The organism is Planotetraspora thailandica, from assembly GCF_016863335.1.
GTDB lineage: Bacteria > Actinomycetota > Actinomycetes > Streptosporangiales > Streptosporangiaceae > Planotetraspora > Planotetraspora thailandica.
This window is the reverse complement of the sequence record NZ_BOOR01000004.1, coordinates 280,777-305,195: the sequence shown is the minus strand read 5'-3', so window position 1 is coordinate 305,195 and position 24,419 is coordinate 280,777. Positions and strand designations below refer to the sequence as shown.

At 68.8% G+C, this 24,419-nt stretch carries 25 protein-coding genes; 9 read left to right on the top strand and 16 right to left on the bottom strand.

The genetic code is table 11. The annotated features are described in order from the left end of the window. Nucleotides 1-202: 202 nt before the first annotated feature. Nucleotides 203-829, bottom strand: coding sequence for an LUD domain-containing protein (locus Pth03_RS02340; protein ID WP_203942382.1), 627 nt, complete (start codon nucleotides 827-829; stop codon nucleotides 203-205). 153 nt (nucleotides 830-982) lie between these two features. On the opposite strand from Pth03_RS02340, the gene Pth03_RS02335 reads away from it, so the two are divergent. Continuing rightward, nucleotides 983-1,582 (top strand): TetR/AcrR family transcriptional regulator, encoded by a 600-nt coding sequence (locus tag Pth03_RS02335; RefSeq protein WP_203942494.1) that lies wholly within the window; start codon nucleotides 983-985, stop codon nucleotides 1,580-1,582. Between the two features lie 131 nt (nucleotides 1,583-1,713). Here the strand turns inward: Pth03_RS02335 and Pth03_RS02330 are convergent, their stop codons facing one another. The 4 genes from Pth03_RS02330 to Pth03_RS02320 all read right to left on the bottom strand — a co-directional run bounded on the left by Pth03_RS02330 (nucleotide 1,714) and on the right by Pth03_RS02320 (nucleotide 4,411). Beyond that, on the bottom strand, nucleotides 1,714-2,073 hold the full coding sequence (locus Pth03_RS02330) for a recombinase family protein (RefSeq protein WP_239118698.1): 360 nt from the start codon (nucleotides 2,071-2,073) through the stop codon (nucleotides 1,714-1,716). 415 nt (nucleotides 2,074-2,488) lie between these two features. Beyond that, the gene (locus Pth03_RS02325; protein ID WP_203942381.1) at nucleotides 2,489-2,977 is read right to left on the bottom strand and encodes an RICIN domain-containing protein; all 489 of its coding nucleotides are present in this window, start codon (nucleotides 2,975-2,977) and stop codon (nucleotides 2,489-2,491) included. 352 nt (nucleotides 2,978-3,329) lie between these two features. Beyond that, on the bottom strand, nucleotides 3,330-3,455 hold the full coding sequence (locus Pth03_RS41965) for a hypothetical protein (RefSeq protein WP_275413013.1): 126 nt from the start codon (nucleotides 3,453-3,455) through the stop codon (nucleotides 3,330-3,332). A gap of 41 nt (nucleotides 3,456-3,496) precedes the next feature. After that, entirely contained in the window at nucleotides 3,497-4,411 is a 915-nt protein-coding gene (locus Pth03_RS02320; protein ID WP_203942380.1) for an NmrA/HSCARG family protein, read from the bottom strand. Nucleotides 4,412-4,529: 118 nt separating this feature from the next. On the opposite strand from Pth03_RS02320, the gene Pth03_RS02315 reads away from it, so the two are divergent. Next, nucleotides 4,530-5,144 (top strand): TetR/AcrR family transcriptional regulator, encoded by a 615-nt coding sequence (locus tag Pth03_RS02315; protein ID WP_239118697.1) that lies wholly within the window; start codon nucleotides 4,530-4,532, stop codon nucleotides 5,142-5,144. A gap of 30 nt (nucleotides 5,145-5,174) precedes the next feature. On the opposite strand, the gene Pth03_RS41230 is transcribed toward Pth03_RS02315, so the two are convergent. Continuing rightward, nucleotides 5,175-5,741: a recombinase family protein gene (locus Pth03_RS41230; RefSeq protein WP_239118696.1), complete on the bottom strand. Its 567-nt coding sequence runs from the start codon at nucleotides 5,739-5,741 to the stop codon at nucleotides 5,175-5,177. Here Pth03_RS41230 and Pth03_RS42410 point away from each other — a divergent pair. Then, nucleotides 5,715-6,056, top strand: coding sequence for a DUF6221 family protein (locus Pth03_RS42410; RefSeq protein WP_373318476.1), 342 nt, complete (start codon nucleotides 5,715-5,717; stop codon nucleotides 6,054-6,056). The two genes, Pth03_RS41230 and Pth03_RS42410, sit on opposite strands and share 27 nt — an antisense overlap. Here the strand turns inward: Pth03_RS42410 and Pth03_RS02300 are convergent. After that, complete coding sequence (locus tag Pth03_RS02300; RefSeq protein WP_203942379.1) at nucleotides 5,969-6,709, bottom strand: TetR/AcrR family transcriptional regulator; 741 nt, start codon at nucleotides 6,707-6,709, stop codon at nucleotides 5,969-5,971. The genes Pth03_RS42410 and Pth03_RS02300 overlap by 88 nt on opposite strands. 81 nt (nucleotides 6,710-6,790) lie before the next feature. Between Pth03_RS02300 and Pth03_RS02295 the strand changes: the two genes are divergently transcribed. From Pth03_RS02295 to Pth03_RS02285, 3 genes are all read left to right on the top strand, one after another. Continuing rightward, on the top strand, nucleotides 6,791-8,287 hold the full coding sequence (locus Pth03_RS02295; protein ID WP_239118695.1) for an FAD-dependent monooxygenase: 1,497 nt from the start codon (nucleotides 6,791-6,793) through the stop codon (nucleotides 8,285-8,287). A gap of 209 nt (nucleotides 8,288-8,496) precedes the next feature. Beyond that, nucleotides 8,497-9,699 carry a glycosyltransferase gene (locus Pth03_RS02290; RefSeq protein ID WP_203942378.1) on the top strand — a complete coding sequence of 401 codons (1,203 nt, stop codon included), beginning with the start codon at nucleotides 8,497-8,499 and terminating at the stop codon, nucleotides 9,697-9,699. A 41-nt stretch (nucleotides 9,700-9,740) separates the two neighbouring features. Next, nucleotides 9,741-10,517, top strand: a complete 777-nt coding sequence (locus tag Pth03_RS02285; protein ID WP_203942377.1) for an alpha/beta fold hydrolase — start codon at nucleotides 9,741-9,743, stop codon at nucleotides 10,515-10,517. Here Pth03_RS02285 and Pth03_RS02280 read toward each other — a convergent pair. After that, a complete protein-coding gene (locus Pth03_RS02280; RefSeq protein ID WP_203942376.1) occupies nucleotides 10,502-11,176 on the bottom strand; it encodes an SseB family protein in 675 nt (224 codons plus the stop codon). The two genes, Pth03_RS02285 and Pth03_RS02280, sit on opposite strands and share 16 nt — an antisense overlap. 330 nt (nucleotides 11,177-11,506) lie before the next feature. Here Pth03_RS02280 and Pth03_RS02275 point away from each other — a divergent pair, with 330 nt between their 5' ends. Beyond that, nucleotides 11,507-12,757 (top strand): SGNH/GDSL hydrolase family protein, encoded by a 1,251-nt coding sequence (locus tag Pth03_RS02275; protein ID WP_203942375.1) that lies wholly within the window; start codon nucleotides 11,507-11,509, stop codon nucleotides 12,755-12,757. A gap of 137 nt (nucleotides 12,758-12,894) precedes the next feature. On the opposite strand, the gene Pth03_RS02270 is transcribed toward Pth03_RS02275, so the two are convergent. The 5 genes from Pth03_RS02270 to Pth03_RS02250 form a co-directional block, all read right to left on the bottom strand. Continuing rightward, nucleotides 12,895-14,151, bottom strand: coding sequence for a multidrug effflux MFS transporter (locus Pth03_RS02270; RefSeq protein ID WP_203942374.1), 1,257 nt, complete (start codon nucleotides 14,149-14,151; stop codon nucleotides 12,895-12,897). After that, a complete protein-coding gene (locus Pth03_RS02265) occupies nucleotides 14,148-15,215 on the bottom strand; it encodes a histidinol-phosphate transaminase (RefSeq protein ID WP_203942373.1) in 1,068 nt (355 codons plus the stop codon). The genes Pth03_RS02270 and Pth03_RS02265 overlap by 4 nt, the downstream gene beginning before the upstream one ends. 28 nt (nucleotides 15,216-15,243) lie before the next feature. Further along, complete coding sequence (locus Pth03_RS02260) at nucleotides 15,244-16,170, bottom strand: phytanoyl-CoA dioxygenase family protein (protein ID WP_203942372.1); 927 nt, start codon at nucleotides 16,168-16,170, stop codon at nucleotides 15,244-15,246. A gap of 377 nt (nucleotides 16,171-16,547) precedes the next feature. Continuing rightward, a complete protein-coding gene (locus Pth03_RS02255) occupies nucleotides 16,548-17,483 on the bottom strand; it encodes an alpha/beta hydrolase (RefSeq protein ID WP_203942371.1) in 936 nt (311 codons plus the stop codon). Nucleotides 17,484-17,636: 153 nt separating this feature from the next. Beyond that, complete coding sequence (locus Pth03_RS02250) at nucleotides 17,637-18,650, bottom strand: GlxA family transcriptional regulator (protein ID WP_203942370.1); 1,014 nt, start codon at nucleotides 18,648-18,650, stop codon at nucleotides 17,637-17,639. A gap of 52 nt (nucleotides 18,651-18,702) precedes the next feature. On the opposite strand from Pth03_RS02250, the gene Pth03_RS02245 reads away from it, so the two are divergent. Beyond that, complete coding sequence (locus Pth03_RS02245) at nucleotides 18,703-19,098, top strand: cupin domain-containing protein (RefSeq protein WP_203942369.1); 396 nt, start codon at nucleotides 18,703-18,705, stop codon at nucleotides 19,096-19,098. A 116-nt stretch (nucleotides 19,099-19,214) separates the two neighbouring features. Here the strand turns inward: Pth03_RS02245 and Pth03_RS02240 are convergent, their stop codons facing one another. The 3 genes from Pth03_RS02240 to Pth03_RS02230 form a co-directional block, all read right to left on the bottom strand. Beyond that, a complete protein-coding gene (locus Pth03_RS02240; protein ID WP_203942368.1) occupies nucleotides 19,215-19,736 on the bottom strand; it encodes a hypothetical protein in 522 nt (173 codons plus the stop codon). 88 nt (nucleotides 19,737-19,824) lie between these two features. Further along, on the bottom strand, nucleotides 19,825-20,439 hold the full coding sequence (locus Pth03_RS02235; protein ID WP_203942367.1) for a dihydrofolate reductase family protein: 615 nt from the start codon (nucleotides 20,437-20,439) through the stop codon (nucleotides 19,825-19,827). A gap of 36 nt (nucleotides 20,440-20,475) precedes the next feature. After that, nucleotides 20,476-21,531 (bottom strand): questin oxidase family protein, encoded by a 1,056-nt coding sequence (locus tag Pth03_RS02230; RefSeq protein WP_203942366.1) that lies wholly within the window; start codon nucleotides 21,529-21,531, stop codon nucleotides 20,476-20,478. A gap of 171 nt (nucleotides 21,532-21,702) precedes the next feature. Here Pth03_RS02230 and Pth03_RS02225 point away from each other — a divergent pair, with 171 nt between their 5' ends. Next, nucleotides 21,703-24,381, top strand: coding sequence for an ATP-binding protein (locus tag Pth03_RS02225; RefSeq protein WP_203942365.1), 2,679 nt, complete (start codon nucleotides 21,703-21,705; stop codon nucleotides 24,379-24,381). The last annotated feature ends 38 nt before the right edge of the window (nucleotides 24,382-24,419 follow it).

Here is a 24,419-nt window from a genome sequence, read left to right as displayed (position 1 = left end):
GTCACGTGACACCTACGGAAGGCATACGAGCATTCACGGACCTGATCAGCCAGGCTCGGCTTCGAGGGTTGCCGAGGCTTTGCCGCACAACACCCGATTCCACGACGACGCCCCGAAGGTGAAGGGTCGTCGTTCGCCGGCGACGGCTCCGCCGAGCCGCATCGCGACTCGGCGGAGAACCCTTGCGGGCCGAAACGCCAGGCTAGAAGCCGACGGACTGCCGGATCAGGATGACGTGGATGCGGCCGGGGAGTTCCTGGTGGATCTCCAGGATCTTCCCGACGCTGCTGTGTTGTCCGTACGCGGCCTGCGCTCGGGCGTCCTCGAGCTTCAGGCTGTGCTGGTAGACCCGCTCGCGCGCCGCATCCAGCGTGGGGACGAGTTTCTGCGCTCCGACGACGAAGATGACATTGGCCGCGCCCCAGGCGTACGACGCGAACTGGCTCCCCGAGGCTGAGGCGATGACGAGCGTTCCGTCGCGGGTGACCGCGTGGACGCTGCCCAGGGCATAGTCGGGCTGGCCGGCGATCGCCTTCATGTCCTGCGCCTGTGTCTGGAAGTCGAGCGCCATCATCTTGTTGCGCGCCGATTCGTACGGCCCGCCGTCGTTGATCGCATCGTCGATGCCGGTCTCCAGCAACGTCACCGACGTGTTGGTCATCACCGAGGAGCCCTGCGGGATGCGGGCCAGGGCCGCGCGGCGCGCGGCGTCGAGGTCGTCGACGACCTCGACGGTGAACCCATGCTCTTCGAGTGCGACGACCGTCGCGTCGAGCGTCTTGTCATCAGGAAGCGCGGTGAAGCGCTCCGAGGCATCGGTCATGGTCATTGCTGCTCCTTGATAGTGGGGTTGTCAGGCGGCGGGGCCGCCTGTTTCTTCCGGTCGTGGGGCGGGTGGCAGGCGCCGGCGCACGAGTGCCCGCGACACGATAACCGGACTTTACCCCGCTTAGTATGGTGCCGATAAGGTGGGCCCGTGGAGATGTCGTGGGGGACGCCGCCCACTGAGCGCGCCGATGCGGCGCGCAACCGGATGCACCTGGTGGCCACGGCCCGCGAGATGCTCGCCGAACTGGGCGCAGACAGGCTGACCATGGACGCGCTCGCCGAACGGTCGGGACTGGGCAAGGGAACGGTGTTCCGCCGCTTCGGCACCCGCGCGGGGATCTTCCAGGCGTTGATGGACGACGCGGAGCGCGCCTTCCAGGAGCAGGTGCTTTCCGGCCCGCCACCCCTGGGCCCGGGCGCGCCGCCGATGGAGCGCCTTATCGCCTACGGCCGGGCCCGGGTCGGTTTCCTGATCGAGCATCGCGAGATCGGCCGCGGCACGCTGGACGGCCGGCAGTCGGTGCCGGTGGGCGTGCAGATGCCCGTGTCCCGGATGCACATCCGAATGCTGCTCGGGCAGATCAGCCTCGGCTCGGCCAATCTCGACATCCTGGCCATTCAGCTCACCGCTGCCCTGGACGGGCCTCTTCTGCTCTACCTGTCGGCGGCCGATCTCAGCCAAGCCGCCGCGGAGGCGGAGCGGCAACTTGCGGAGAGCTGGCAGGACCTCGTGCGGCGCGTCTGCCGGCCCTGACCGAATACCCGCATTACCGGGGGCTGACGAACATCGGAACGAAAAGTCCCGCTGAGCGGCTGGCGGGCGATGTCTTACCGCTACATTTCGTTCTGATGTCTCTCGATGGGGAGTATGCGCAGGTCAGATGCCTACGCCGGGTCTTGTCCGGCACCGTGGATGATGCGGTGGATGGTGGAGCGTCCGACGCTGTACTCGGTGGCCAGGTCGGCGAGGGACACCTCGCCTTGGGCGTAGCGGCGGCGAATGGAGCGTCGCGCGGGTTCGGGCAGCTTGGGCTGCTTGCCCTTGAGCTTGCCGTTCTTCTTGGCCAGGGCCATGCCCTCGCGGGTACGCATGTGCCCGAGGTTGGCCTCGAATTCCGCGACCATGGCCAGGGTCTGCAGGAACAGGCGGCCGAATGGGTCGCTCCAGTCGTAGACCGAGGCGCCCAGGCCGAACAGGACACCGCGCTCAGACAGGTCGGTGAGGATCTGGTTGGCCTCGGCCATGTTGGGTCCCGGTATTCCTGGCCGAAAAAACAACGGATATCGCTGACCTGTAGTGATGCGGGGTCAGTGTCGGGCGTTCTGATCACCTCCGTTACGGTTCGTACCGTTTACCTGGTACGTCGTGGAGGTGGTCGGTGTCGACGCGGTTGTTCTCCGAGGATCAACTGGAGCAGCTGCGGTCGTTCCCCGACATCGGCCGGGATGAGCTGCGGTTTCTCGTGTTTCGCGGTTCATGTTGATCATCTCCGCCATGGGGCTTGAGCGGGAGCGCCGGCCGCTCCACGGTCGGTATGGCAATGCGCTCCTGGGGATGCACATCGTGGCTGATGTGAATCTCCAGGAGCTTCTTCGACTTACACGGCGAACACGTCGCCCGCGATCACCCTGCGTCCGGCCACATCAGGGGGAAAGAGGCTCACTGATGAGAGGCTCTCCACCACTGATGGGTCGAGTTGGGGATGCCGTAGGCCAAGTCAGTGCTCTCATTGGAGGAGTAGACCGTGGTGTACCCCGGAGAGACCCGCAGACTATCCGCGAACCCGAACCGGTCATCGGCGAAAAGGTAGTCCGGAAAGTCGTTGTCCCAGTACTGGCCCAGAGCGCCGGTCTGGCACGTGCTCAGCCAGACGGTGTTCCGGTCTGACTTGTGGTCGGTCGTGAGGCACAGAGCCCTCGTCCGGCTCATGAGCATGTGCTGTCCGTTGTACGTGCTGCCGATCCAGTCCCAGTCCTGCGACAGCCACCCCTGGCAGGGGGCTATGAAAACGCTGCCATCAGAAGCCGAGGCTGTCAGGCAGCCGCCGTTGTACTGGCTCTCGTAGACCCAGTAGGTGGGAGTGGCGGCCGACGCGGGAGACAGGGCGCCGACAGTGGCGAACAGGGAGGCGGCGAACGCCGCGATCACAGCGGAACGCCTCCTCCAGGATGTCGCCCCATGCGACGGCCGCACCGCCGCTGACGAGACGGGCCCCACGATGGTGGTCTGCGCTGTGACAGCGGACAAACCCCCCGCCCGCCTGAACAGCGAACCCAACGTCCTTGCCAAGTAGTGCTTCACTTGCCCCTCCAATAGTGCGATGCGTTCCACGAGGGGATGACCCGGCTGATCGACCTTGATCCCCTGGCATATAGAGGCAACTGGCCCTCCGAATGTGGCTCTTCGGCGATGTGATATGCGCCACATCGCGCCGGGTGTGAATCACCCGCGGTGGGCGTTCAGGCCACGAGCACGGACGCCCCGTACAGCGCGGCCCCGGTCACGGGAATCCCGGCGGGCCGAAGCGGTGACCGCGCACGTCGGTGACCAGGGCGGGGTTCGGATAGCCGAAGTCCTCGATGGCGGCGGCCGACTGGCGCAGGGCGAGGGCGGGATAGCGGTCCATCTCGCCCGCCTAGATGCCGACCCGTCCGAGCACGAGCGCGTTCATCGGTCCTGTTCGGCGGTGTCCTGAGCGGCCAGGAAGCCGGCGATCTGGGCTGCTCCCGTCCGCTGCAGCCAGGTGCGCAGGTCCATCAGGCCGGGGTGTAGGGCGCGGGTGAAGGCGACGTCGGCGCGGTAGCCGCGGTCGTTGAGCCAGGTGTAGGCGTAGGCGAATTCCGCGCCGGCCTGGGCAATCGCCTCGATCGGGATCTGGATGTACGGCAGTGGCCGGTCGATGGACGCGGAGATGTCGGCGGCGATCTGGCGTGGGGTCAGTTCATCCCCGGCCAGGTCGACCGCGCGGCCGATCCACTCATCAGGGCGGGAGAAGGCCAGGGCGGCGAAGGCGCCGACGTCGTCGACGGCCATGATCTGCTGGGGTACGTCGGCCGAGAATGCGGTGGCCACGGTGCCGTCGTGCAGGTGGTAGGCGCCGGTGTAGTTCTCCATGAAGGAGACCGGGCGCAGGAAGGTCGCGGGCAGGCCCAGCCGGGTGATGTGTTGTTCGATCCGCCACTTGTTGATCGTGTTCTGCGGCAGTTTCTCGGTGTTGTGGCGGCCGGCGCCGGCGAGCGAGGCGTAGACCAGGTGCCGCACACCGGCGGCGTGTGCTGCGTCGGCGACGTTGCGGCCCCAGCGGACCTCGTCCTGGGCGGAAAAGCCCGCCGGGGTGCCGGGGGAGCCGACGGTGGGCTGCACGCTGAACAGGCCGTAGGCGCCTTCGGCCGCGCCGATGAGTGAGGCGACGTCGTCCATCTCGGCGCGGGCGAGCTCGGCGCCCGCCTGCGCCAGCGCCCGGGCCGCCGGGGCGTCCGGATTGCGCGTTATCGCCCGTACCTGCCAGCCGTCGGCGAGCAGTTGCGCTGTCACGGCTCGGCCCTGCAGGCCGGTCGCTCCCACCACCACGATGGTCTTCACGATGTGTCTCCAAACGGTAGGCATGCCGACGGCCACCTACCTAACTGGGGTGGCCCTCCGGTTCTGGGTGAGTACGATATGGAGGGCCACCCCGTTTTGCAAGCCCGCCGGAGATCCCATGCCGCTAGACAGCCGTACAACCTCGCCCGCGCGGCCGATGCGCGCGGACGCGCGCCGCAACTACGACCGCATCCTGGCCGCGGCCGCCGAAGCTATTGCCGAGCACGGAGCCGAGGCGTCCCTGGAGGAGATCGCCCGGCGCGCCGGCGTCGGCTCGGCCACGCTGCACCGGCACTTTCCCTCCCGGCAGCGGCTGCTGGAGGCGGTCTTCCGCGACAAGGTCGAGGCCCTGTGTGCCGCCGCCGCCGACCTGGCCGTCGACCCCGATCCGTGGCACGCGCTGGTGACCTGGCTGGGAGCCGTCGCCAGGCACGCCGTGTCCAACCGGGGCCTGGCCGCCTCGCTGATGCGGGGGGCGCACGACGGCGATCCCGCGCTGGGCGACACCTGTCACACGATGATCATCAACGCCGGAGCGGACCTGCTGGCCCGCGCCTGCCGGGCGAACGCTGCGCGGCCCGACGTCTCGATCACGGACCTGCTCAAACTCGTCAACGCCATCTGCCTGGCCGTTGAGCAGGAACCCGACGGCGCGGCCCAGGCCGACCGGCTGCTCACCCTTGCGCTGGCCGGAGTGCACCCTGCAGGAGAATCTGCGGGCCGAAAGATGTGACACAGAAGAGGTACGCGCAGGTGTGTCTCCCTAACCGTGGAGACGCTGAAGGCCACCATCGACTCGATGGTGGCCTTCAGCCCGAGGCGTCCTGGCGGGCGGGTACCGGGGGCACAACCGGTAGACCGCGAACTTGTGGCCCGGGCGCGGGCCGAGCTCGCCGGGCGCGATCTCGTGTGCTGGTGTGGAGCAGATCAGCCGTGCCAGCTTACGAAGATCGCCGACCATGGTGATCAGGTCTTGCAGAGAGCGGCCGTAGCGGGCTAGTTCCGGCACGACGAGGGTGTCGCCGGCGGCCAGGAAGGCGTGGCAGGCGGCCAACTCGGGGCGATCGGCATTCTTGCCGGCATTCTTGTCGGCGAAGATGCGCCGGCATCCGGCGGTCTTGAGCGCGTCAATCTGGCGCTCGAGCTTTTGCCCCGCAGTGGAGACGTGGAGACGCGGGCGTAGCCGATGCGGATCTCGGTGCGGTGGGCGGGGAAGGCAGCGAGCGGGTCCGATGGGAGCTCCAGAGCGTCGGTCACGCTCACGTTCCTCGAAGGCTGCCTCCGTGACGCTGAGCAGGTCGCGTTGGGCGCGCGCGGGCACAGCGGACACTGGCAGAAGGAGGCTCCTCACGACGGGCCGAAGACGCCGCTCGTACGGAGCGCCCGGGGCGAGCTCATCACCGACAACATCTCTCCGGAGTGTGCCGATCACATCTCATTCTGGGATCCGGACTGGGCGTTGGCCGACATCGCGTCCAAGCGCAAGATCCTGGAGAGAGCGGCGGCCGTCGTCGATCAGTCGGAGCGGGAACCCGCGGCCCGGGCCGTATGGGCTGCTTATCGGAGTGTGCTTCGAGACATCGCGCTGCCATTCGCGGACCGGCCGGATTGCCCGGCCGAGCTGCGACCAGCATCTCCCGGCTGATCGGAGGGCCACGAGTCGCTGCCGGTCAGTTGCCGCAATCCGTTCTCCAGCAGCGCGAACGCATGTTCCGCGTCGGCCACCGCTCCCGCATAGCGTGCGTCGGCCGACTCTCCGTACGTGAGGCGTTCGGCGTTGTCACCTGCCAGCGCCCATTGGACCGCGACGATCTGGACGGCTGCCAGCCGCGCCGTGAGTTCCGGAGTGTCTGCCGTTTCCTGCAAGGCCTGGGCGAGTGCGCGTTCGGCGCCGGTCTTGAACCGATCCATCCGGGCCACCAATGATGGTGTGTCGAGGATCATCCGGGTGAGCCGGAGCACCTGGGGATGGTCGTTGAGGCCGGTGATCGGGTCGCGCTCGCGCAGCCTTTGGAGGAAGTGCTCGCGCAGTGTGGTCAGCGGGGCGGTGCCGGGCGGACCGGCCTTCACGACGCGAGCGAGTTCGGTCTCGTGGTCGGCGAGGCGATGCGCCACGAGGTCTTCCTTCGCCGGGAAGTAGGCGAAGAGCGTGCGCTTCGACACCTCGGCCGCCTCAGCCACCTGGGCTACCGAGACCTGGTTGAAGCCGTGCTCGAGGAACAGCGTGATCGCCGCCTCGGAGATCGCCGCGTGGGTCCGCTGCTTCTTTCGTTCCCGTAGCCCTGGCTTGCCGTCCACGACGCCCACCGTAGCAGAATGCTGCCCTGAGGATATTTCTGCACCTGGTATACATTTACTCCGAGGCGAGAGGGAGTGAAGGTGTTGGCCGAGATCGAGACCGAGGTCGTCATCGCGGGCGCCGGCCCGACCGGACTGATGCTGGCGTGCGAACTGGCCCTGGTAGGGGTCGAGACCCTGGTGCTGGAGAAGCAGACCGAGCGCATCGAGCAGGTGAAGGGCGGTTCGATCCAGCCCCGCACCGCTGAGCTGCTGGAGTTGCGCGGACTGCTGGAACCGTTGCTGCGCCGGGCAACGCCGCGTGATCCGATCGGCGGGCACTTCGCGGCCCTGCCCGTGCCCCTGGACTGCACCCCCTGGCAGACCAGGCATCCTTTCCCGATCGCGTTCCCTCAGTGGGGGATCGAGGAAGTGCTCGAAGAGCGGGCGATCGCCGCCGGCGCGCGGGTTCTGCGCGGCGCTGCCGTCTCAGAGGTTGCGTCGGGCAACGACGGTGTGGTCGTGACGGCGGACGGTCTGCAGGTGCGGGCGCGCTATATGGCGGCGTGCGACGGCGGCCACAGTACGGTGCGGAAACTGCTCGGGCTGCCGTTCCCCGGTAGGCCCGGGACCCATCAGGCGGTGTTGGCCGACATCCGCCTGTCCACCGTTTCGTCGCTGGTGCCGCAGCAGATAGGACATATGAGCACGCTGATCCGTCAAGCGGGCGGTTACTGGGCCATGCTGGCCCCTCTCGGCGGCGACCGGTACCGGTTCACCTTCGGGCGTGCGGACCAGGCGAACATCATCCATGACCTCCCCATCACCCACGAGGAGATCGCGGCCGCGCTCCAGGCCGTGTACGGCGATGAGACCACCCTCGGCGCCGTGGACAACTCGTCGCGGTTCAGCGATGCCACTCGGCAACTGGAGCACTACCGCGCGGGTCGCGTTCTGTTCGCGGGCGACGCCGCGCACATCCACCCGCCGCTGGGCGGCCAGGGGCTCAACCTCGGCATACAGGACGCGTTCAACCTCGGTTGGAAACTGGCCGCAACCGTCCAGGACCGGGCGCCGGGCGGCCTCCTGGACAGTTACCACGCCGAACGGCATCCGGCCGGAGCCCAGGTCCTGCATCACACGTCGGCGCAGCGCGTCCTGGCAGATCCGAAACCGAGCGAGGACGTGGCCGCCCTGCGTGACATCTTCATCGACTTGCTGCGCCTGCCCGATGCCAACCGCCACCTCGCGGGACTGATGTCCGGCCTTTCGCTGCGCTACCCGCTGCCCGGCGATCATCCGCTCACCGGGCAGCGCATGCCGGACGCCGACCTCGTCACTGAAGCCGGCTCCACCCGGCTGTCGAGGCTGTTCGGCTCAGGGCATGCCGTCCTGCTCGATCTGGCCGGAACCGTCCCGGCCGGCCTCCGGCTCCCGCCGCGAGTCGACCTCGTCCGCGCCACGTGCGCCGACGATCTGGGCGCTGCCGCCCTGCTCATCCGTCCCGACGGCTACGTGTGCTGGGCTGCGGACGGCTCCGCGGTCCACGGCGATATCGTGCTCGCCGCAATCGCCAGTTACCTGGTGAAGGTGCACTAACCGGGCCTGCCCGGCGCGACCGCGTCAGCAAACCGGTGCGGAGCTTTAGATCGGGGGCGGCCTGGCGAGCGCCTCGGCGGTGCGTAACGATCAAACCCTCGCATTTTCAAGCTATACCAGGAGGGGGTACTTGCCACAAGCCCCCGGTGATGGCGCATACTCCCAGGTCCGCGGGCCGTACAGGCTCACGGACACGATGAGGAGATTCGATGCGTGTGCTGCTGTCGACGATCGGGTCGCGCGGGGATGTTCAGCCGTTGCTGGCCCTCGCGCTGGAGTTGCGGGCCCTCGGTCACGAGCCTCGGCTGTGCGCGCCACCCGACTTCCGCGACCTGATCGACGGCTACGGGCTGTCCTTCGTGCCGATCGGACCCGAGGTGCGCAACACCGCGAAATCCCCACGGCCCTCCCCGGCGCCCTCACCCGAGGCCCTCCGTCAGATAGCGGCGGCCACGGTCGCCGGTCAGTTCGAGACGGTCGGCGCGGCGGCCGAGGACTGCGACGCCATCGTGGGAGCCGGATCGCTGCAGATAGCCACTCGCTCGATCGCCGAGCTGAGAGGCATCCGTTACTTCTTCGCCGCCTATTGCCCGATCACCCTGCCGTCCGCCCGCCACGCGCCTCCCCATCTGTCGCGGCTGGGGGAGACCCCGGCGGGGGAGTCGGCCGACTACGGCGCCCTGTGGGAGCAGGAGGCGCGGCGCTGGAACGACACCTTCGGTGCCGCGCTCAACGAGCAGCGGACGGCGGCCGGTCTGAACCCGGTCGCCGACGTGCAAAGCCACATCTTCACCGATCACCCGCTGCTGGCCGCCGACGCGACGCTGGGACCCTGGCCGACGCCTGCGGACCTGGAGGTGCTGCAGACCGGCGCCTGGATCCTGCGGGATGAGCGTCCGCTGCCTGCCGACCTGGAGGCGTTCCTTGAGGCGGACAAGCCGCCCGTCTACTTCGGCTTCGGCAGCATGCGCGCCACCCAGGAGACCGGCCGCGCGATGGTAGAGGCGGCGAGGGAGCTGGGATTTCGCGCGATCGTGTCCAAAGGCTGGGCCGACCTGGCCCCGGTGGAGGAAATCGACTGCCTGCCCATCGCGGAGGTCAACCAGCAGGCGCTCTTTCCCCGCGTCGCCGCCGTCGTGCATCACGGCGGGGCAGGCACCACGACCGCGGCCACGCGAGCCGGCGTCCCCCAGGTCGTCGTGCCCCAGCTGTACGACCAGCACTACTGGGCGCAGAGGATCCACGACCTCGGGATCGGCCAGGCCCACCCACCTGTTGAGCCGACCGCCGGTTCGCTCGTCACCGCCCTCCGCCATGCCCTGCGACCTGACGTGGCGGACCGCGCCCGAACCGTGGCCGGCGCCATACGCAGCGACGGCGCCACCGTGGCGGCGCAGCACCTGACCGCCTGAGGCCGCCGATCGCCGCGTCGGACGTGCTTACTCCACAGACCGTGGTCGAACACGCACGTGCTCCCAGGGGGTCGTTGTACTTCCACTTTCCTGAGGGGAAGGAGACGCTCGGCGAGAAGGCCGTCGAGCTTGCGGCCGTGCCGGTGAACGCCGACACCTGGTCTCCCGTAAGCGAGGCATTGCGCGACGCACGCGTCGTGGACCTTCCCGGCCTGGGGATGAGCCGTGGACGCCCCGGCGACTGGCCGAGCTGGCTGGCCGCGCTCGTGACGGAGACAGGCGCTCGCCACCTGGTGGGCCACTCCGTAGGCGCGGCGGCCGCCCTGGAGATGGCGGTGGGCCGCCCCGACCTGGTCGGCCGGCTCACACTCGTGTCTCCGTTCTTCCTCCAGGCGCGAGCCGGGCTCATCTCACGGTGGGCGCCCCTGGCCCGTTGGCACCTGCGCCGGATCCGTTCGACGGCGCTGGCGAAGAGGCTCACCGGTGACGCGGCACAAGCGGCGGCACTCCAGTCGAGCGTCGCGGACCTTCGGTACGGCGGCACCGCGGCCAACGTCGCCCGGCTCCTGGCCGACTCGGGCAGACGCCAGTGGCGAAGGGACCTTCAAGCCAAGCTGCGGCAGTACACCGGCCGCCTGCATGTCGTCGTGGGAGCCGATGACCCGCTCACCCCCGACGGGCGCATGCTGCTGGACGCGCTTCCGCATGTCACCCTCACCGTCATCGCCGGCGCGGGACACCATCCCCAGCTGACGCACCCGCGCGAAGTCGCCCAGGCCATTCAGCCCGCGCGCCGGACGGATCAGGCCCGTACGTAGAACGGTGGGACGGAGGACAGGAGATTCCCCTCGGCCGTGGCCGGCGTGAGGATGTGGATCTCCTCTCCGCCGGGCAGCCGGTACGGCGTGGTGTCGACGCTGCCGGGATCCCGGGCGAGGACGACCATGGTGAGTTGCTGCGGGCCCGGCGGGTAGTAGATCCAGCCCACGTGTGCGGACAGCACCCCCGGTGTGGCGTCCAGCCTCCGGGCCAGTTCCGTGAGGATCTCGCCGGGAAGCGTCACGTCGCCTGTGCGCAACACGGTCACGGTGTCGTCGACGGCGTCGATGAGGCGGTCGACCATGCCGGGTTCGAAGGTCAGGCTGTCGGGCGAATGCGGGTTGAGGACGACCCCTCGACCCCACGTCGAGCCGAGGAAGGCCCGGGTCTCCACCTCGCCCACCTCGTAGGCGGCTGCCACGTCGGGGAGCGCGGCGCGGGTGTCACGGGTTTTGGCCCATGAGGTGAAGCAGGGCATGAAATCCCCGTCTTCCGATCCCAACATGAGCAGGGCGATCGGTGGTTCCCCCTGTTGCCCCGGTCGTGCGAGCACGAACACGGTGCCGTCGAGCAAGAGGGCGAAGAATTCAAGCAAGGTGTCGTCGTCGTGCACACGTCGTAACGCCGCTTCGACACGCCGCCGCGTTGATCTGCGCATGATGCGGTCAGCATAACTCGCGTTTCCGCATATCAGCGGAGCTCGGTGTCGTTTCAGCTCGACAAATTCGCCCGGTGAAATCCGACCTGTATTCGCCTTGCGAAAACGAGGCCGTCGAAAAAACACCGGAGGAACTCCTCATTTACTCCTGCAACCATTCGTCGCGCCTCTGCTGCCGCCTGCCGCGGGCGACCCCCCACAGGCAGACGAGGCGCGGCCGTTCACCGCACCCACGCGCGGCCCCCATTCCCGACCGGGCAAACGGCTCATACGTTCACAAAAGATCACATCCACCCGGAACGCCGACAACCGGAAGAGGAAACCACAGTGGTGAGAAGACGTCGGAACCAGAAGGGCTCGTCCATCGCCGCACGCTGCGCGGTGGTGGTGATGGCGGTGGCCGGCCTGGCCCTGTCGCCCCACGCCGCCGCCGCGGTCGACCAGAAGAACCCCAAGCCCACGGGCCAGCCACTGCACGAAGTCGGAACATGGGGGGCCAGCGCCGACCGGACCCCCGTCACGATGACCGAGCAGACGGTGCGGAACATCGTGCACACCAGCGTCGGCGGAAGCGGGCTGCGGATCTCGCTGTCGAACGCCTTCGGCACCCAGCCGGTCGTGTTCGGCGGCGCGTACGTCGGCCTGCAGCAGACCGGTGCGGCGGTCGTGCCCGGTACGAACCGTCAACTGACCTTCGGCGGCAGCACGTCGGTGACAGTGCCGGCCGGCGCCCAGGTTCTGAGCGACCCCCTGCCGGGCACGTACGCACCCCAGCAGACCCTCGCGGTCAGCCTGTACGTTCGCGGCGCGAGCGGCACGGTCACCGGGCACAACCTCGCCACGCAGACCTCGTACGTGTCGTCGGAGGGCGACCATTCCGCAGAGGAGGACGGCGCCGCGTTCACGACGACGATCAGCCGCTGGTACTGGGTCGACAGCGTCGTCGTGAGTGCGCCGAAGACGGTCGGCACGGTGGTCGCCCTCGGCGACTCCATCACCGACGGCCTGCGATCGACGCCGGGCGCCAACCGCCGCTGGCCGGACGTGCTCGCCGGCCGTCTCCTGGACGGCCCCCGGCCCAAGCAGATGGGCGTGCTCAACGAGGGCATCTCCGGGAACAGAGTGCTGGCCGACGGCGCCGGGGTGAGCGTGCAGGCCCGGTTCGACCGGGACGTGCTCGCCAAGCCAGGGGTCCGGACGGTGATCCTGATGGAGGGCATCAACGACATCAACGGCGGCCAGGCCACCTCCGGCGATCAGCTGATCGCCGCCTACCGGCAGCTGATCGCCCGGGCGCACGCCGAAGGCACCTGCATCCTGGGTGCCACGATGACCCCCTTCAAGGGACTGGGCTCGTACACGGACCAGAAAGAGGCCATCCGCACCGCGGCCAACGAGTTCATCCGCCACAGCCGTGAGTTCGACGGCGTGGTCGACTTCGACAAAGTGACGCGTGACCCCGCCGACCCGCAGCGATTCCTTCCGCTCTACGACAGCGGCGACCACCTTCACCCCAGCGACGCCGGATACGCGGCGATGGGCGACGCCGTCAACCTCAAGGCCCTGGAGTGCAAGCGCTGACTGCTCACCGGTAGCGGCGTCCGGCTGACAAGCCGGACGCCGCTACCGCTCACGTCAAGCCGGCGAGGTGACCGCTCGGCCGAAGTGCCGGGCGAAGAACCGGACCGCGCTGTCGGCCTCGAACCTGGGCAGTTCCGCTACTCGTGCCCGCCGGAGGCGTCCGCCGGTGCGGCGCGGGAGCTTCGGCCGGTGACGACCCGCGGATGAACCGGCCTGCGGAGGGCGAGGAACGCCGCGACACCGGCGATCGCGCACGCCGCCACGAACAGGCTCATGCTGCGGCTGTCCTTGGGGCTGATGCTGACGATGAGCGACGCCACGGTTCCGCCACCCATCTGACACGCCCCGAGCAGGCCGGATGCCGCACCCGGGAAAGCGGGAAAACCGGTCACTCCGCCTGCCACCGACAACGGGAAGATGAATCCGTTGCCGACGTTGACCACCGCCATGAGGATGAGCATCGGCCACAGGTTCAGCGGACTCTGCAGCGAGAACACCAGAAAAGCCAGCGCCCCTCCCGCGAAAATGAGGTGCGCACGTGTCAGCAGCTCGTCGATGGGAGTGCTTTTCACCAACCGGCGAGAAACCAGGTTGCCGGATATGAAAGCGACCGACATCAAGATGTAGCAATAGCCGTTGGCCGCGGCACTGAGACCCATTCTGTGGAAGATCGCCGGCGAGCCGACGAGGTAGCCCGTATATACGGCGTATCCCATGGCCAGGTTCACGCCGTAACGCCAGAAACCGGGGTTGTCGATCAGCTTCCGGTAGTTCCCGGCGGTCTCCCGCAGACGACTGGTTCGCGCCGCGTGCGGCCGGGACTCGGGCAGCCGCAAAAACGCCGCGACCACGGTCAGTGCGGCCAAGGCGGCGGTGAACAGGAATGGTGCTCGCCATGAGAACCACTCCGTCAAGTAGCCGCCGATGAACGGCGCGAAGGCCGGCGAAGCGCCCAACCACGGCATGATCAGACCCAGAACCCGCGCCGCGGTCTCCCGGTCGTACAGGTCGCCGATCATCGCTCTGGCGACGACCAGGCCGGCGCCGGCGCCGAGTGCCTGAAGCAGCCTGGCCGCCGTGAAGACGGTGATGTCCGCGGGGAAGGCGCACGCCAGCGACGCCAGCGCGTAGACCGAGAATCCAATCAAAATCGGCCGCCGGCGGCCGTGCACGTCGGACAGCGGCCCGTAGAGCAACTGGGCGACCAGCAACCCGATCAGATAGGGCCCGAACGACGCCTGTACGGCGGACACCGGCACGCCCAAGGACATCGCCGTCGCGTTCATCCCCGGCAGGTTGATGTCCGACGACATCAGGCCGCCGATGGTGAGCGAGATGAGGATCGCCAGCATCATCGGCGACGGCTTGGTCCGTGAAGGCGTCGGCGACGTCATGAACGGGCGAATTCGGCGGCGATGGACAGGACGATGTCATTCGCGGGTTCGGCCCCGACCGTGATCCGGACCCCCTCGCCGGGGAACGCCCGGACGAGCACGCCCGCGCGCTGGCATGCCTCGTCGAATTCGGCCGACCGTTCTCCCGTGCACAGCCAGAGGAAGTTCGCCTCGCTCTGGGCCACCGGCCATCCCTGTGCGCGGAGAGCGCCGCGCATACGCTCTCGCTCCTTCACGATCGCCTCCACCCGCGCGGAGAGCTCGTCCGCCGCCCGCAAGGAGGCCAGGGCGGCGCGCTCGGCCAGCCGGGTGACGCCGAACGGCAGTGCCGTCTTGCGTACGGCTCGCGCGACCGCCGGATGCGCCACCGTGAAAGCAACCCGCAGGCCGGCGAGGCCGTACGCCTTGGAAAAGGTGCGCAGCACGGCGACGTTCGGCCGGTCGCGATATCGCCTGATGCCGTCCGGGATCTCGGGAGCCCGCACGAAGTCCCGATAGGCCTCGTCGAGAACGATCAATACGTGTTCCGGGGCACGGTCGATGAAGGCGTCCAGGGCCGTGTGATCGACCGCGGTGCCTGTCGGGTTGTTCGGGTTGCAGACGAACACCAGACGCGTCCGGTCGGTGATCGCATCGAGCATCGCCTCGAGGTCCTGGTCGGCGCCCGAGAGCGGCACGCGGATCTGCCGGGCTCCGGTGACAGAGCTCAAGATCGGATAGGCCTCGAACGAACGCCACGCGAACACGACCTCGTCGCCTTGGTCCACCACGGCGAGAAGGAGTTGCTGGAGCACCGCTGCTCCGCCGCCGCCGACCGCGACGTTCTCAGGCGCCACGTCGAAATGCTCGGCGATGCCTTCGACGAGTTCGTTGTTCAGCATGTCCGGGTAGCGGTTGAAACTCGCCGCGGTCTCCCGTACGACGTCGAGCACGCTCGGCAAGGGCGCGAAATGGTTCTCATTGAAGTTCATATGGTGGCTGACCGCCCCCAGCCGGGTGACGCCCGGTTCGAATACCGGCACCGCGTCCAGCGAGCTCCGCATTCGCGGCGCGTTTCCGCTCATGATTCCTGCCTTTCTTCGAGTCAAAGCTTCACCGTCGGCCGCGTTCGGCGAAACGGGGATACGGCTCACGCCAGACCACCGGGCAGTAATCCGGGTCGGAATAGTCGGGACGGTCGTCGCCGGTTCGGCGGACCAGTTCGTCGTGGCTGTAGCGGGCTTTTTCTCCGTCGGGCCTGCGGAACTCTCGGTATTCGTTGTCCCTGTCTTGGAGACGAACCGTCACGACGCGCCGCGGTTCGCCGCTGAGATTCGGCCCGCTGCCGTGGTAGGTCTTGCAGTGATGGAAGCTGACCCTGCCCTTCTCGACGGCCAGCGAGATCTTCCTGAGTTCGGCGTTGTTGTATTCCGCGTTTCGCTCGAGAGTTCGCTCCAGCGTTTCCGGGTCTCGGTTCGCGAAATGCTGGGTCTCGTCGTCGCCGGCTTCGAGGGGGAGCGCCTTCCAGTTATGGCTTCCGTCGATGACTTGGAGCGTTCCGTGCTCCTCGCGGCAGTCGTGCAGCGGAACGAACGCGGTGACGAGATTCTCTGATGTGCAGACACTCCAGTGATGGAGGTCGATGTGCCAGGGGACGACATTGCTCGGCTCGTCGCGCCGCCCCGGCTTGTGGATGAGCGTGCTGCTCCAGAGCCTCGCCTCGGGCGTCTCCATCAGCAGAGCCGCAACGGCGCCGACGAGGGGCTTGCACAGGATCCGGTGTACCGTGGCGTTTTCATACGCGATGTAATCGTTGTGCCGCTGCACGTCGCCGTATTGGGGCTCCCAGTACGCCACTGCCGGCGGTTTGCTCGGGAGGCGTCGATCTCGATGACCCGCGTAGAACCGCTCGGTGCTTTCCCTGACTTCGTCGATCTCTTTGTCGGTGAACAACCGATTGGACAGATACCAGCCGTGCTCCCGGTAGAAATGAACGTCCTCCTCCGTGGGAAGCAGTTCCATCTCGTCGTCGGTGAGCATGAATTCCCTGTTCGAAGCCACGGCGAACCGCCTCTTCCAACTCGAGTCACGTCCGGCGGGATCGCTCGCCGGCGACTGCACGTCCGACAGCGCGGCGAACCCTCCCGGCCGGATCCGGCCAGGTGCAGGCGACTTCGGCAGGAAAAGCCGGCCGCCAGGTGGCGACGCAGGGAATCCCTCGCACCCACCGAACGGGCAATGGATCCTCAGGGAGTCCCGGTGTCGTCGCGGTCAGGGCATACCGCTCACATCGACGCCTGGCGTGCTACGGCTTCAGTTCGAGGTGGCGTTACATCCGTATATTTCGACCGATCCGGGCATACCCGCCGAATAGGCGGGCTCGACCATAGGTATGGGAAATTTTCCGTCTAGAGCCGTTACCGCATGGTATTGGGATCTCCCGTGGAGATGTTTACGGCAACCCCGAGAAGGACATCCGTAATCAACGCGCGACCCCCGGCCCGCTCTTCGGTCGAATTAAGCGTCACCGAATCGATGAACGACATCACATCATTCGCCGATTGATTCCAGACGTCCATGGCGTGACCGTTGCCGGGATAGACCTTCACCGTGCACGGCACACCGTAGCGTGCCAGCGCCGCGCACAATTGCTCCGAATGTTTCGACGGGACCCATTCCTCGGCCGAGTGGATGAGCAACATCGGCGGATCGCCTGCGCCGGCGCCCGTTTTCGACGCCATCGACCGCCACTTATTCGGGCATGCCACCGGTTCACATTCACCGGCGAGAATGAATGCCGCATCGCGAAGCACCTTGTCGTGATCGGATGCGTCGGGCTTCATGCCGTCCTCGTACGCCATCCGGGGGTCGGCCACCGGTGACATGCCGACGACTCCCCGGAACACGTATCCCGCCTGTCCCAATGTCCCGAGGTTGGTGACCAACTGACCCCCAGCCGACTCGCCGAACAGCACGACATCGGACATGTCGGCGGCGAAGTATCCGGCCCTGGCCGCGATCCAGTCGTACGCGGCCGCGACGTCGTCTCGGGGGGCGGGCCACGGCACTTTCAGCCGATAGTCCAGGTTGAACACCTGATATCCGCGATCGGCCATGAATCTCGCGTGGCCGCTCAACGACTCTCGTGTGCCCCTACGCCAACCGCCGCCGTGGACCATGATGACCACAGGTCGCCTGCCGGAGGAAAGTGGATGCCAAATCGCCGTGAGCTCCGCGGGCCCATAGTTGAACGAACGTTCGTAACGTGACGTCGAGGCCGTGACAGAATCGGCCGGCACCATGATGAACGCCATTATGACGGCACCAAAAATGGCCGTGATTCGCTTGTACATTTTCAAAACTCTCATGTATCCGTTCCGCATAATGATCCGGCGAGCCGCATGGTATGCCGCACCGAAGGCGGGAACCGGCCATTACGTCGAGAGCTGGAACGGCTTATTGAAGTCTTTGCCGCCGGATGAGCACGGGGGAGAAGCGGATGGGTTTCAGGAGGACGAGACCGGTCCCTGGCCTGTCCCCGGGCCGAATCGGTGGCGGTACTCCAATGGAGTGAGCCCGATCTTGCGGCGCATCAGCGCACGCAAATTGGCGGCGGTGCCCAGCCCACTGTGCCGCGCGACCGTCTCCAAGCGCGACTCGCCCCGCTCGATCAGCCGGCACGCCAAGGCAAGCCGTTCCCCGGTGAGCCACGCCAGCGGTGTGGTGCCCAGTTGCGCCTGGAAACGGCGATGCAGTGTCGCCGGACTGACCGAGGCGCGCGCTGCGAGGTCGGAGACCGTGAGCGGGGTGTCCAGCCGCTCCTGAGCCCAGGCGAGGACAGGCGCCAAGGACTCATCCGGCACATCGGGCACGGGCCGCTCCACGAACTGCCGCTGCCCGCCGTCGCGGTGCGCGGCGAAGACGAGCCGTCGGCTCACGGAGTTGGCGACCTCAGCACCGTGGTCACGGCCGACGATGTACAGGCCGAGGTCGAGCGCGGCGGCGCTCCCCGCGGCCGTGAGGATGTCACCGTCGTCCACGAACAGCACGTCTGGTTCGAGCCGGACGGTAGGAAAGCGGGCCCGGAAGGAATCCGCCCACTGCCAGTGCGCGGTGGCCCGCCGCCCGTCGAGGACTCCTGCCTCGGCCAGGGTGAAAGCGCCGCTGCAGAAGCCGACCAGGCGGGCGCCGCGCGCATGCGCCCGCCGGATGGCGTCGAGTACGGCGGGGCGGCGGGGGACCTCGACGTCGGGACGGTTGGGGACGATCAACGTGTCCGCCGATTCGGCCGCCTCCAGGTCGGCGACGCCTGCGAGCGTGAAGAACCCGTCCCGCATCAGGGTGCGCGGCTCGGGGGAACACAGGCGGAAGTCGTAGAGATCGCGCCCGAGCTCGGGTCTGGGCAGGCCGAAGATCTCGATCGCGCAGCTCAGCTCGAAGGGGTTGGAGTTCTCGTCCACGATCACGACGACCCGGTGCAGACCCGAGGCATGAGCGGCGTGCGAGGATTCTTGCGCCATGTGCTATTCCTAGCACTCACGCCGCCTATGCCCGATGGGCCAGGATCCACTCGTGAGCAACGAACCCATCGCCCTCAGCAATGCCCTGGCCTCCTTCGACGCCCTGTGGAGCCCCCGCATCGTCACGCGCGTCAACGACTACGACGTCCGCGTCGCCAAGGTCGAGGGCGAGCATATTTGGCACGTCCACGACGACACCGACGAGTTCTTCCTGGTGCTCGACGGGGAGCTGCACATCTCCTTGCGCGAGCCCGGCGGGGAGCGCACGGTCCGGCTCCCTCAGGGCGCGGTGTTCACCGTCCCCCGCGGCACCGAGCACAAGCCGTCCGCTCCCACCGGAGCCGCGATCCTCATGTTCGAGCCCACCGGGACACCCTCGGTCGGCGACCGCCACGCCGAGATCCCTGACCACGTCGACGCGACGACAGGGCACGCGCTCGGCTCCTGAGGGCGAGCGGGGGAGCGTCAGCGACGTCCTGTGCGTACGGTCTGCCTGGTTGAGGCGGGATCCAGAGGTCAGGCCCGCCCGTCATCAGGCGGAGTGCCGACGCATGGGAGATCCCGTCAGTTTCTCGCGTATGGCGTGTCGTGCGACGCGGTGACGACGTGGAAGCTCGCCTCTCCGACGGTGATCACTCCGTCGGACAGCGGTGTGCACCGGACACCGCCCTTTCCCTGCAGGGCGCGCTGGGCGCCCGGACCGACGGTGGCATTCATCCACGCACAGGGCCTCGCTGCGCGGTTCACCGCGAGCGTGACGGGGCCCTCGCCGCTGTCGAGGGTTATCGTCTCCCCGACAAGGGAGTCGATGTCGACGCCTCGGAGCAGGATGTTCCGGCGCGTCTGCCGGAGGTCCACTTCCGGGTTGATGTCCACTGGCAGGTTCTCCGCGGCCATGATGGTGATCGCCGCGTCCCGGTGGGCAGGCCGTGCGAAGTATCGGTCCCCGACGATTCCGAGGTTCCGCCGTACATCCACGCGCTGGACCAGTTCGTCGTCCGGGCCTGCGGCAGGTCCGTCGGCCGGCCGTCCGGCGTACCGGTGTGTCGGCGACACCAGCAGCTGGACCACCTGCACCAGAGTCATGCGGACTACTGTAGGGCGCGTCCAGCGATCGCCCGCTGGGCGTCCAGCAGGCGATCGCAAGCGTCCCCCGTTCCCCCAGGGATGGCTTTCACTCGAGCGGCGCGACCGTGGCGAAGGCCGGGCGGCCGGCGGCCTGATAGGTCTGCAGCATGACCCCGGTGCTGGTGGCCTTGGAGTCGAGGAGCGTCAACCCGGTCGGGATGATGTCGCCGAACAGCCGCTTGCCGGTGCCGAGCACGACGGGGAAGACCAGCAGGCGGAACTCGTCGACGAGGTCGGCCTTGATGAGGGTCTGGATCAGGGTCAGGCTGCCGTGCACCTGGAGTTCACGCCCCGGCTCGGCCTTCAGCTTGGCGACGGTCTCCGCGACGTCGTCGCGCAGCACCGTGGTGCCCGCCCAGTCGGCCTTCTCGAGTGTGCGGGACGCGACGTACTTGGGGAGCGTGTTGAGCTTGGTCGCGACGATGTTGTCCTCGTCGGTGACCTTGCCCCAGGTCGCGGCGAAGACCTCGTAGGTCTTGCGGCCGAGCAGGAACGCGTCTGCCGGAACGAACCAGTCGTTCATCGCGCGCCCGAAATCCTCATCGACGTGGGGGACGAGCCAGCCGCCGTGCTCGAACCCGCCGCTGCGGTCCTCTTCCGGACCTCCGGGTCCCTGCGCGATGCCGTCGAGGGTCATGAAAGTCGTGACGGTGAGCTTCAAGAGTTCTCCTTCTTGTTCAAGGGGGTGTCGTGCCGTCTAAGGCGCGGGTGGGATGAGGCCGGCGGCGCGCAGGGCGGCGGCCAGTGCGTCCGGGTGGCCGGTGCGGGTGTAGACCTCGGCGGCGGTATCGGTGAACTTGATGACGTGCTCGTCGGCGTGGGCGACCGCACGGTCCAGCACCTCGGCTACGGCACCGGAGCCGGAGGGAGGGGTGGGCAGGGCCGAGCGCGGAGCGCTCTCGGGCGGGGCGTAGGCGGAGTGGATCGCCGCGGTGGTCGTCCAGATCGCGTTCAGACTCGGCGCCCAGAGCTCGCGCGGCAGAGCGGGCAGCGTGTGCAGCACCGCATTGGGCGCCGTGGCGGTGTGCACCAGCAGGACCGGCTGTCCGTGGCCGTACGCCAGATAGCCCAGCGTCGCCGCCGCCACCAGGTCTGCCAGCCGGGTGAGCACCTCGTCCGGCGTGGCGGCGGGGGACAACCCGGCCACCGCCGCCCCCCAGCCGCGCAGGCTGGGCAACTGGCCGAACCGGCCGGCCACGTTGCCCCGCTGGTCGGGGATCCGGGGGATGGTGTCGAGCGCCCCCTGCGGGCTGAGCCGTCCGGCGGGTGGACCCGCCGGCGGCACCGGCCGAGACCTGGCCGCCCAGAACGCAAGGCCATGGGCGAGCTCGTCGAGGGTGGCCGGGTTCTCCGCGCCGGCGAGCAGCGCGCGCACCACGTGCCCGACCCTGATCACCCCGTGCGTGGTGCCCGCCACGATTCCCGGTAGCAGCCGTGCCCACCAGGTGGCCAGCACCTCGCGCCACGGCCGTTCCCGCAATGCCCGGCTGAAGTACGTCGTCCAGTCGCCGATCCGCCGTCCGTCGCCCAGCGCCTCCGCCCAGTCGGCGTCGGTGATGTCGGCGGTGCGGGAGGGCAGCTCGTCGAGCCGGTCAAGGTAGGACCGCACCCAGCGGTCCACGCTGTCCGCCCGCCCTCGGCGCACCAGCACCTCGACGGCCATCGGGCCGTGGTTGGTCAGTTGGTCCTCGCCCCATTCGGGACCGGTGCGGTGAAACCGTTCGTAGGCCTCGTTCAGCACTCCGCCGCTCACAGCCGTCACCCCATTTCGCATCGCCATGTCGGCCGGACGTAAGCCAGTCTGCGTGGCCACCCCGAGGTGAGCATCCGTGGCGGCCACCTATCGGCCACGCAGAGCCCACCTACGCGCGGGGGACGCTCAATCGGGTTTCGAAATGCCGAAGTTTGCGATCAGATAGGGGGAATGAGCCCGGAATCGGTGTCGCGGCGTGAGGCGGAGGTGCTGACCCTCCTCGGCGAGCACCTGCCGAACGCTCAGATCGCGAGACGCCTGCACATCTCCGTGCGCACCGTTGAGAACCACGTGTCCTCGCTGCTGCGCAAGTACGGCGTCGCCGACCGGCGGGCGCTGGCCGCCATCGCCGGAAAGGACGCCGACCCCGCACCCCTCGGCACGATCGCCGGATCACCCACCTGGCGTACCGGTTTCACCGGGCGGGCCCACGAACGCGACGCCGTACTCGACCTGTTGCGGCCCGGCCGGCTCGTCACCCTGGCCGGGCCGGGCGGGGTCGGCAAGACCCGGCTGGCAGCCGTCGTCGCTGAGGCCGCCGCTCCGGAGTTCCCGCTGGGCGGGGCGTTCGTGGACCTCGTCCCGGTGCGGGACGGACAGGTCGCCGGGGCGGTGGCCAGAGCGCTCGGCATGAGCGAGTCGCCGGGCCGGTCGCTGGAGGAGTCCGTGTTCGACGCGCTCGGCCGGGACCGGCGGCTGCTGATCCTCGACAACTGCGAGCATCTGCTCGACGCGGTGGCCGGCCTCGCCGACCGGATGCTGGGCGCGTGCCCGGGCACGACGATGCTGGTCACGAGCCGGGAACGGCTCGGCGTGCCGGGCGAGCAGGTGGTGCCCATCTCGCCGCTGCCGCTGGCCTCCGACGCCGAGGCGCTGTTCGTGGACCGGGCCGCCGCGGTCGATCCCGGCTTCGCGGCCGAACCGGCGCTCGTCGCCGAGATCTGCGCCCGGCTGGACGGCATGCCGCTCGCGATCGAGCTGGCCGCCGCCCGCTGCGCGTCGCTGGGTGCGGACGGTGTGCTGGCCGCGCTGGACGACACACTGCGGCTGCTGGCGGGCAGCCGCCACCCGGACGAGCGGCACCGCTCCCTGAGCGCGGTGATCGGCTGGAGCCACGACCTGCTCGGCGACGAGGAACGAGCCCTGTTCCCCCGGCTGGCCGTCTTCGCCGGCGCGTTCGACCTCGACGCAGCCTGCCGCGTCGCGCTCTTCGCCTCCCGGGGCGCCGTCGCCGACCTCCTGGGCAGACTGGTCGACAAGAGCCTGCTCGTCCGGAGCGGCCAGGCGGGTTCCTGGCGGCTGCTGGAGACCGTCCGCGCGTACGCCCTGGACCGCCTGGAGGCGAGCGGCGACCTGGACAAGGTCCAGGAGCTGCACCTGCGGTGGGCGGCCGAGACCGCGCACGAACTGGCGGAGCACTCAGGCGGCGGCCAGTGGCGGGATCGCTTCGACGCCGTGTGCGACGACCTGCGCGCGGCGCTGCGGAACGCCCCACCTGGTCCCGCCGAGTTGCCGCACCGGCTCGCCCGCGCGCTCGGCCACCTCACCTACGCCCGTCGTCTGGCCAGCGAATCCCTCGAGCATTTCAAGGAGGCGGCCCGCCGCGCCCCCACCGCCTCGGCCGCCGCCGCGGACCTGCGTACCGCCGCCCAGGTGGTGTACGCGGTGGGGCTCGCCCACGGGGCGTTCGACCTGCTCGTGGAGTCGGCCGCACATGCGGAGGCCGCGGGTGACCGCGACGCCCAGGCGATCGCGCTCGCCCACGCGGTGGTCACGGCGCACAGATTCACCTCCGGCTTCCCCGACCCGGTCCCCGGCCCGCGGCTGCGCGAGCTGCTGGACCAGGCGGCCGCGATCGGTGACACGGACGATCCCGGGGTGACCGCCCATCTGGCCGCCGCCACAGCCTGGTGCCCACGCTCGCCCCAGACGTCCCCCGATCCGTCGCTCGCCGGAGCCGCCGTGGCGGCGGCACGCGTCACCGGCGATCCCGTCCTCGTCAGCGCCGCCCTGGACGCGCCCGGCACACTGGCGATCCGCGCGCGCCGGTTCCGTCAGGCGTACGGCATCGCCCGGGAACGGCTGGCACTGGTCGACGTGATGGACCGCCGCCGACCGGCCTCCGCGGCGGAGATTCTCGACGCCTTCCACAATGCCTGGCTCAGCGCGTTCGCCTCCGGTGACCTGCTCGCCGCGCTGGCCACGGCCGAGCAGATCGCCCGCGACGACCTGCTGGGCGCTCACCCGTACCGGTCCGCCGGCAAGTTGATCCCGCCGCTGGTGCTGCTCGGGCGCTTCGACGAGGCTCTGGAGCTCGCCCAGCCCATGTGGCATGCCTGGCGGCGTTCCGGCATGCCGATCGCCGCGTGGCTCTTCCCGGCCGCCTCGGCGATCGCGCTCGCCCACGGCCTGCGCGGCGACCACGCCGCGTACCGGCTCTGGCAGGCCCAGGCCGAGCAGGCTCTGGGGACGGGCGAGCCTGGCTCCATGGTCTTCGCCGCCTTCGTGGATGCTCGCGTCGCCGTGGAAACGGGCGCCGTCGAGGACGCCGCGGCCCTGGTCTCCCGGGCCTTCGCCGACTCGCCCACGGGCTGGCCGGCCGCCTACGCCCGCGCCGCCGGGGCCGAGTTGGCCGTACTGTCCGGCCTGTCCGGCGCGGACCGTCTCCTGGCCGCCGCGGCCGAAACTGCTGACGAGAACGACTGGGCCGCCGCCTGCCTGGCCCGCGCCCGGGGCCGCCGGGACGGCGATGCCGACGCCCTCCAGGATTCCCTGCGGGGCTGGGGCCGCATCGGCGCTCGGTTCGAGCGCGATCACACCTCGCGCCTCCTCGCCACGCTCCCTGCCTGACCCCTTGACTTCTGGGGGCCGCTCGGCCGATTGAGCGG

Coding starts and splice junctions, on each gene's coding strand:
- Pth03_RS02340 (WP_203942382.1), bottom strand. CDS start 829: ATGACCATGACCGATGCCTCGGAGCGCTTCACCGCGCTTCCTGATGAC.
- Pth03_RS02225 (WP_203942365.1), top strand. CDS start 21,703: ATGAGCCCGGAATCGGTGTCGCGGCGTGAGGCGGAGGTGCTGACCCTC.
- Pth03_RS02330 (WP_239118698.1), bottom strand. CDS start 2,073: ATGGCCGAGGCCAACCAGATCCTCACCGACCTGTCTGAGCGCGGTGTC.
- Pth03_RS02290 (WP_203942378.1), top strand. CDS start 8,497: ATGCGTGTGCTGCTGTCGACGATCGGGTCGCGCGGGGATGTTCAGCCG.
- Pth03_RS02315 (WP_239118697.1), top strand. CDS start 4,530: ATGCCGCTAGACAGCCGTACAACCTCGCCCGCGCGGCCGATGCGCGCG.
- Pth03_RS02260 (WP_203942372.1), bottom strand. CDS start 16,170: ATGCTCACCGACGACGAGATGGAACTGCTTCCCACGGAGGAGGACGTT.
- Pth03_RS02250 (WP_203942370.1), bottom strand. CDS start 18,650: ATGGCGCAAGAATCCTCGCACGCCGCTCATGCCTCGGGTCTGCACCGG.
- Pth03_RS02280 (WP_203942376.1), bottom strand. CDS start 11,176: ATGCGCAGATCAACGCGGCGGCGTGTCGAAGCGGCGTTACGACGTGTG.
- Pth03_RS02265 (WP_203942373.1), bottom strand. CDS start 15,215: ATGAGCGGAAACGCGCCGCGAATGCGGAGCTCGCTGGACGCGGTGCCG.
- Pth03_RS02255 (WP_203942371.1), bottom strand. CDS start 17,483: ATGTACAAGCGAATCACGGCCATTTTTGGTGCCGTCATAATGGCGTTC.
- Pth03_RS02240 (WP_203942368.1), bottom strand. CDS start 19,736: ATGACTCTGGTGCAGGTGGTCCAGCTGCTGGTGTCGCCGACACACCGG.
- Pth03_RS02270 (WP_203942374.1), bottom strand. CDS start 14,151: ATGACGTCGCCGACGCCTTCACGGACCAAGCCGTCGCCGATGATGCTG.
- Pth03_RS02335 (WP_203942494.1), top strand. CDS start 983: ATGTCGTGGGGGACGCCGCCCACTGAGCGCGCCGATGCGGCGCGCAAC.
- Pth03_RS41965 (WP_275413013.1), bottom strand. CDS start 3,455: ATGGACCGCTATCCCGCCCTCGCCCTGCGCCAGTCGGCCGCCGCCATC.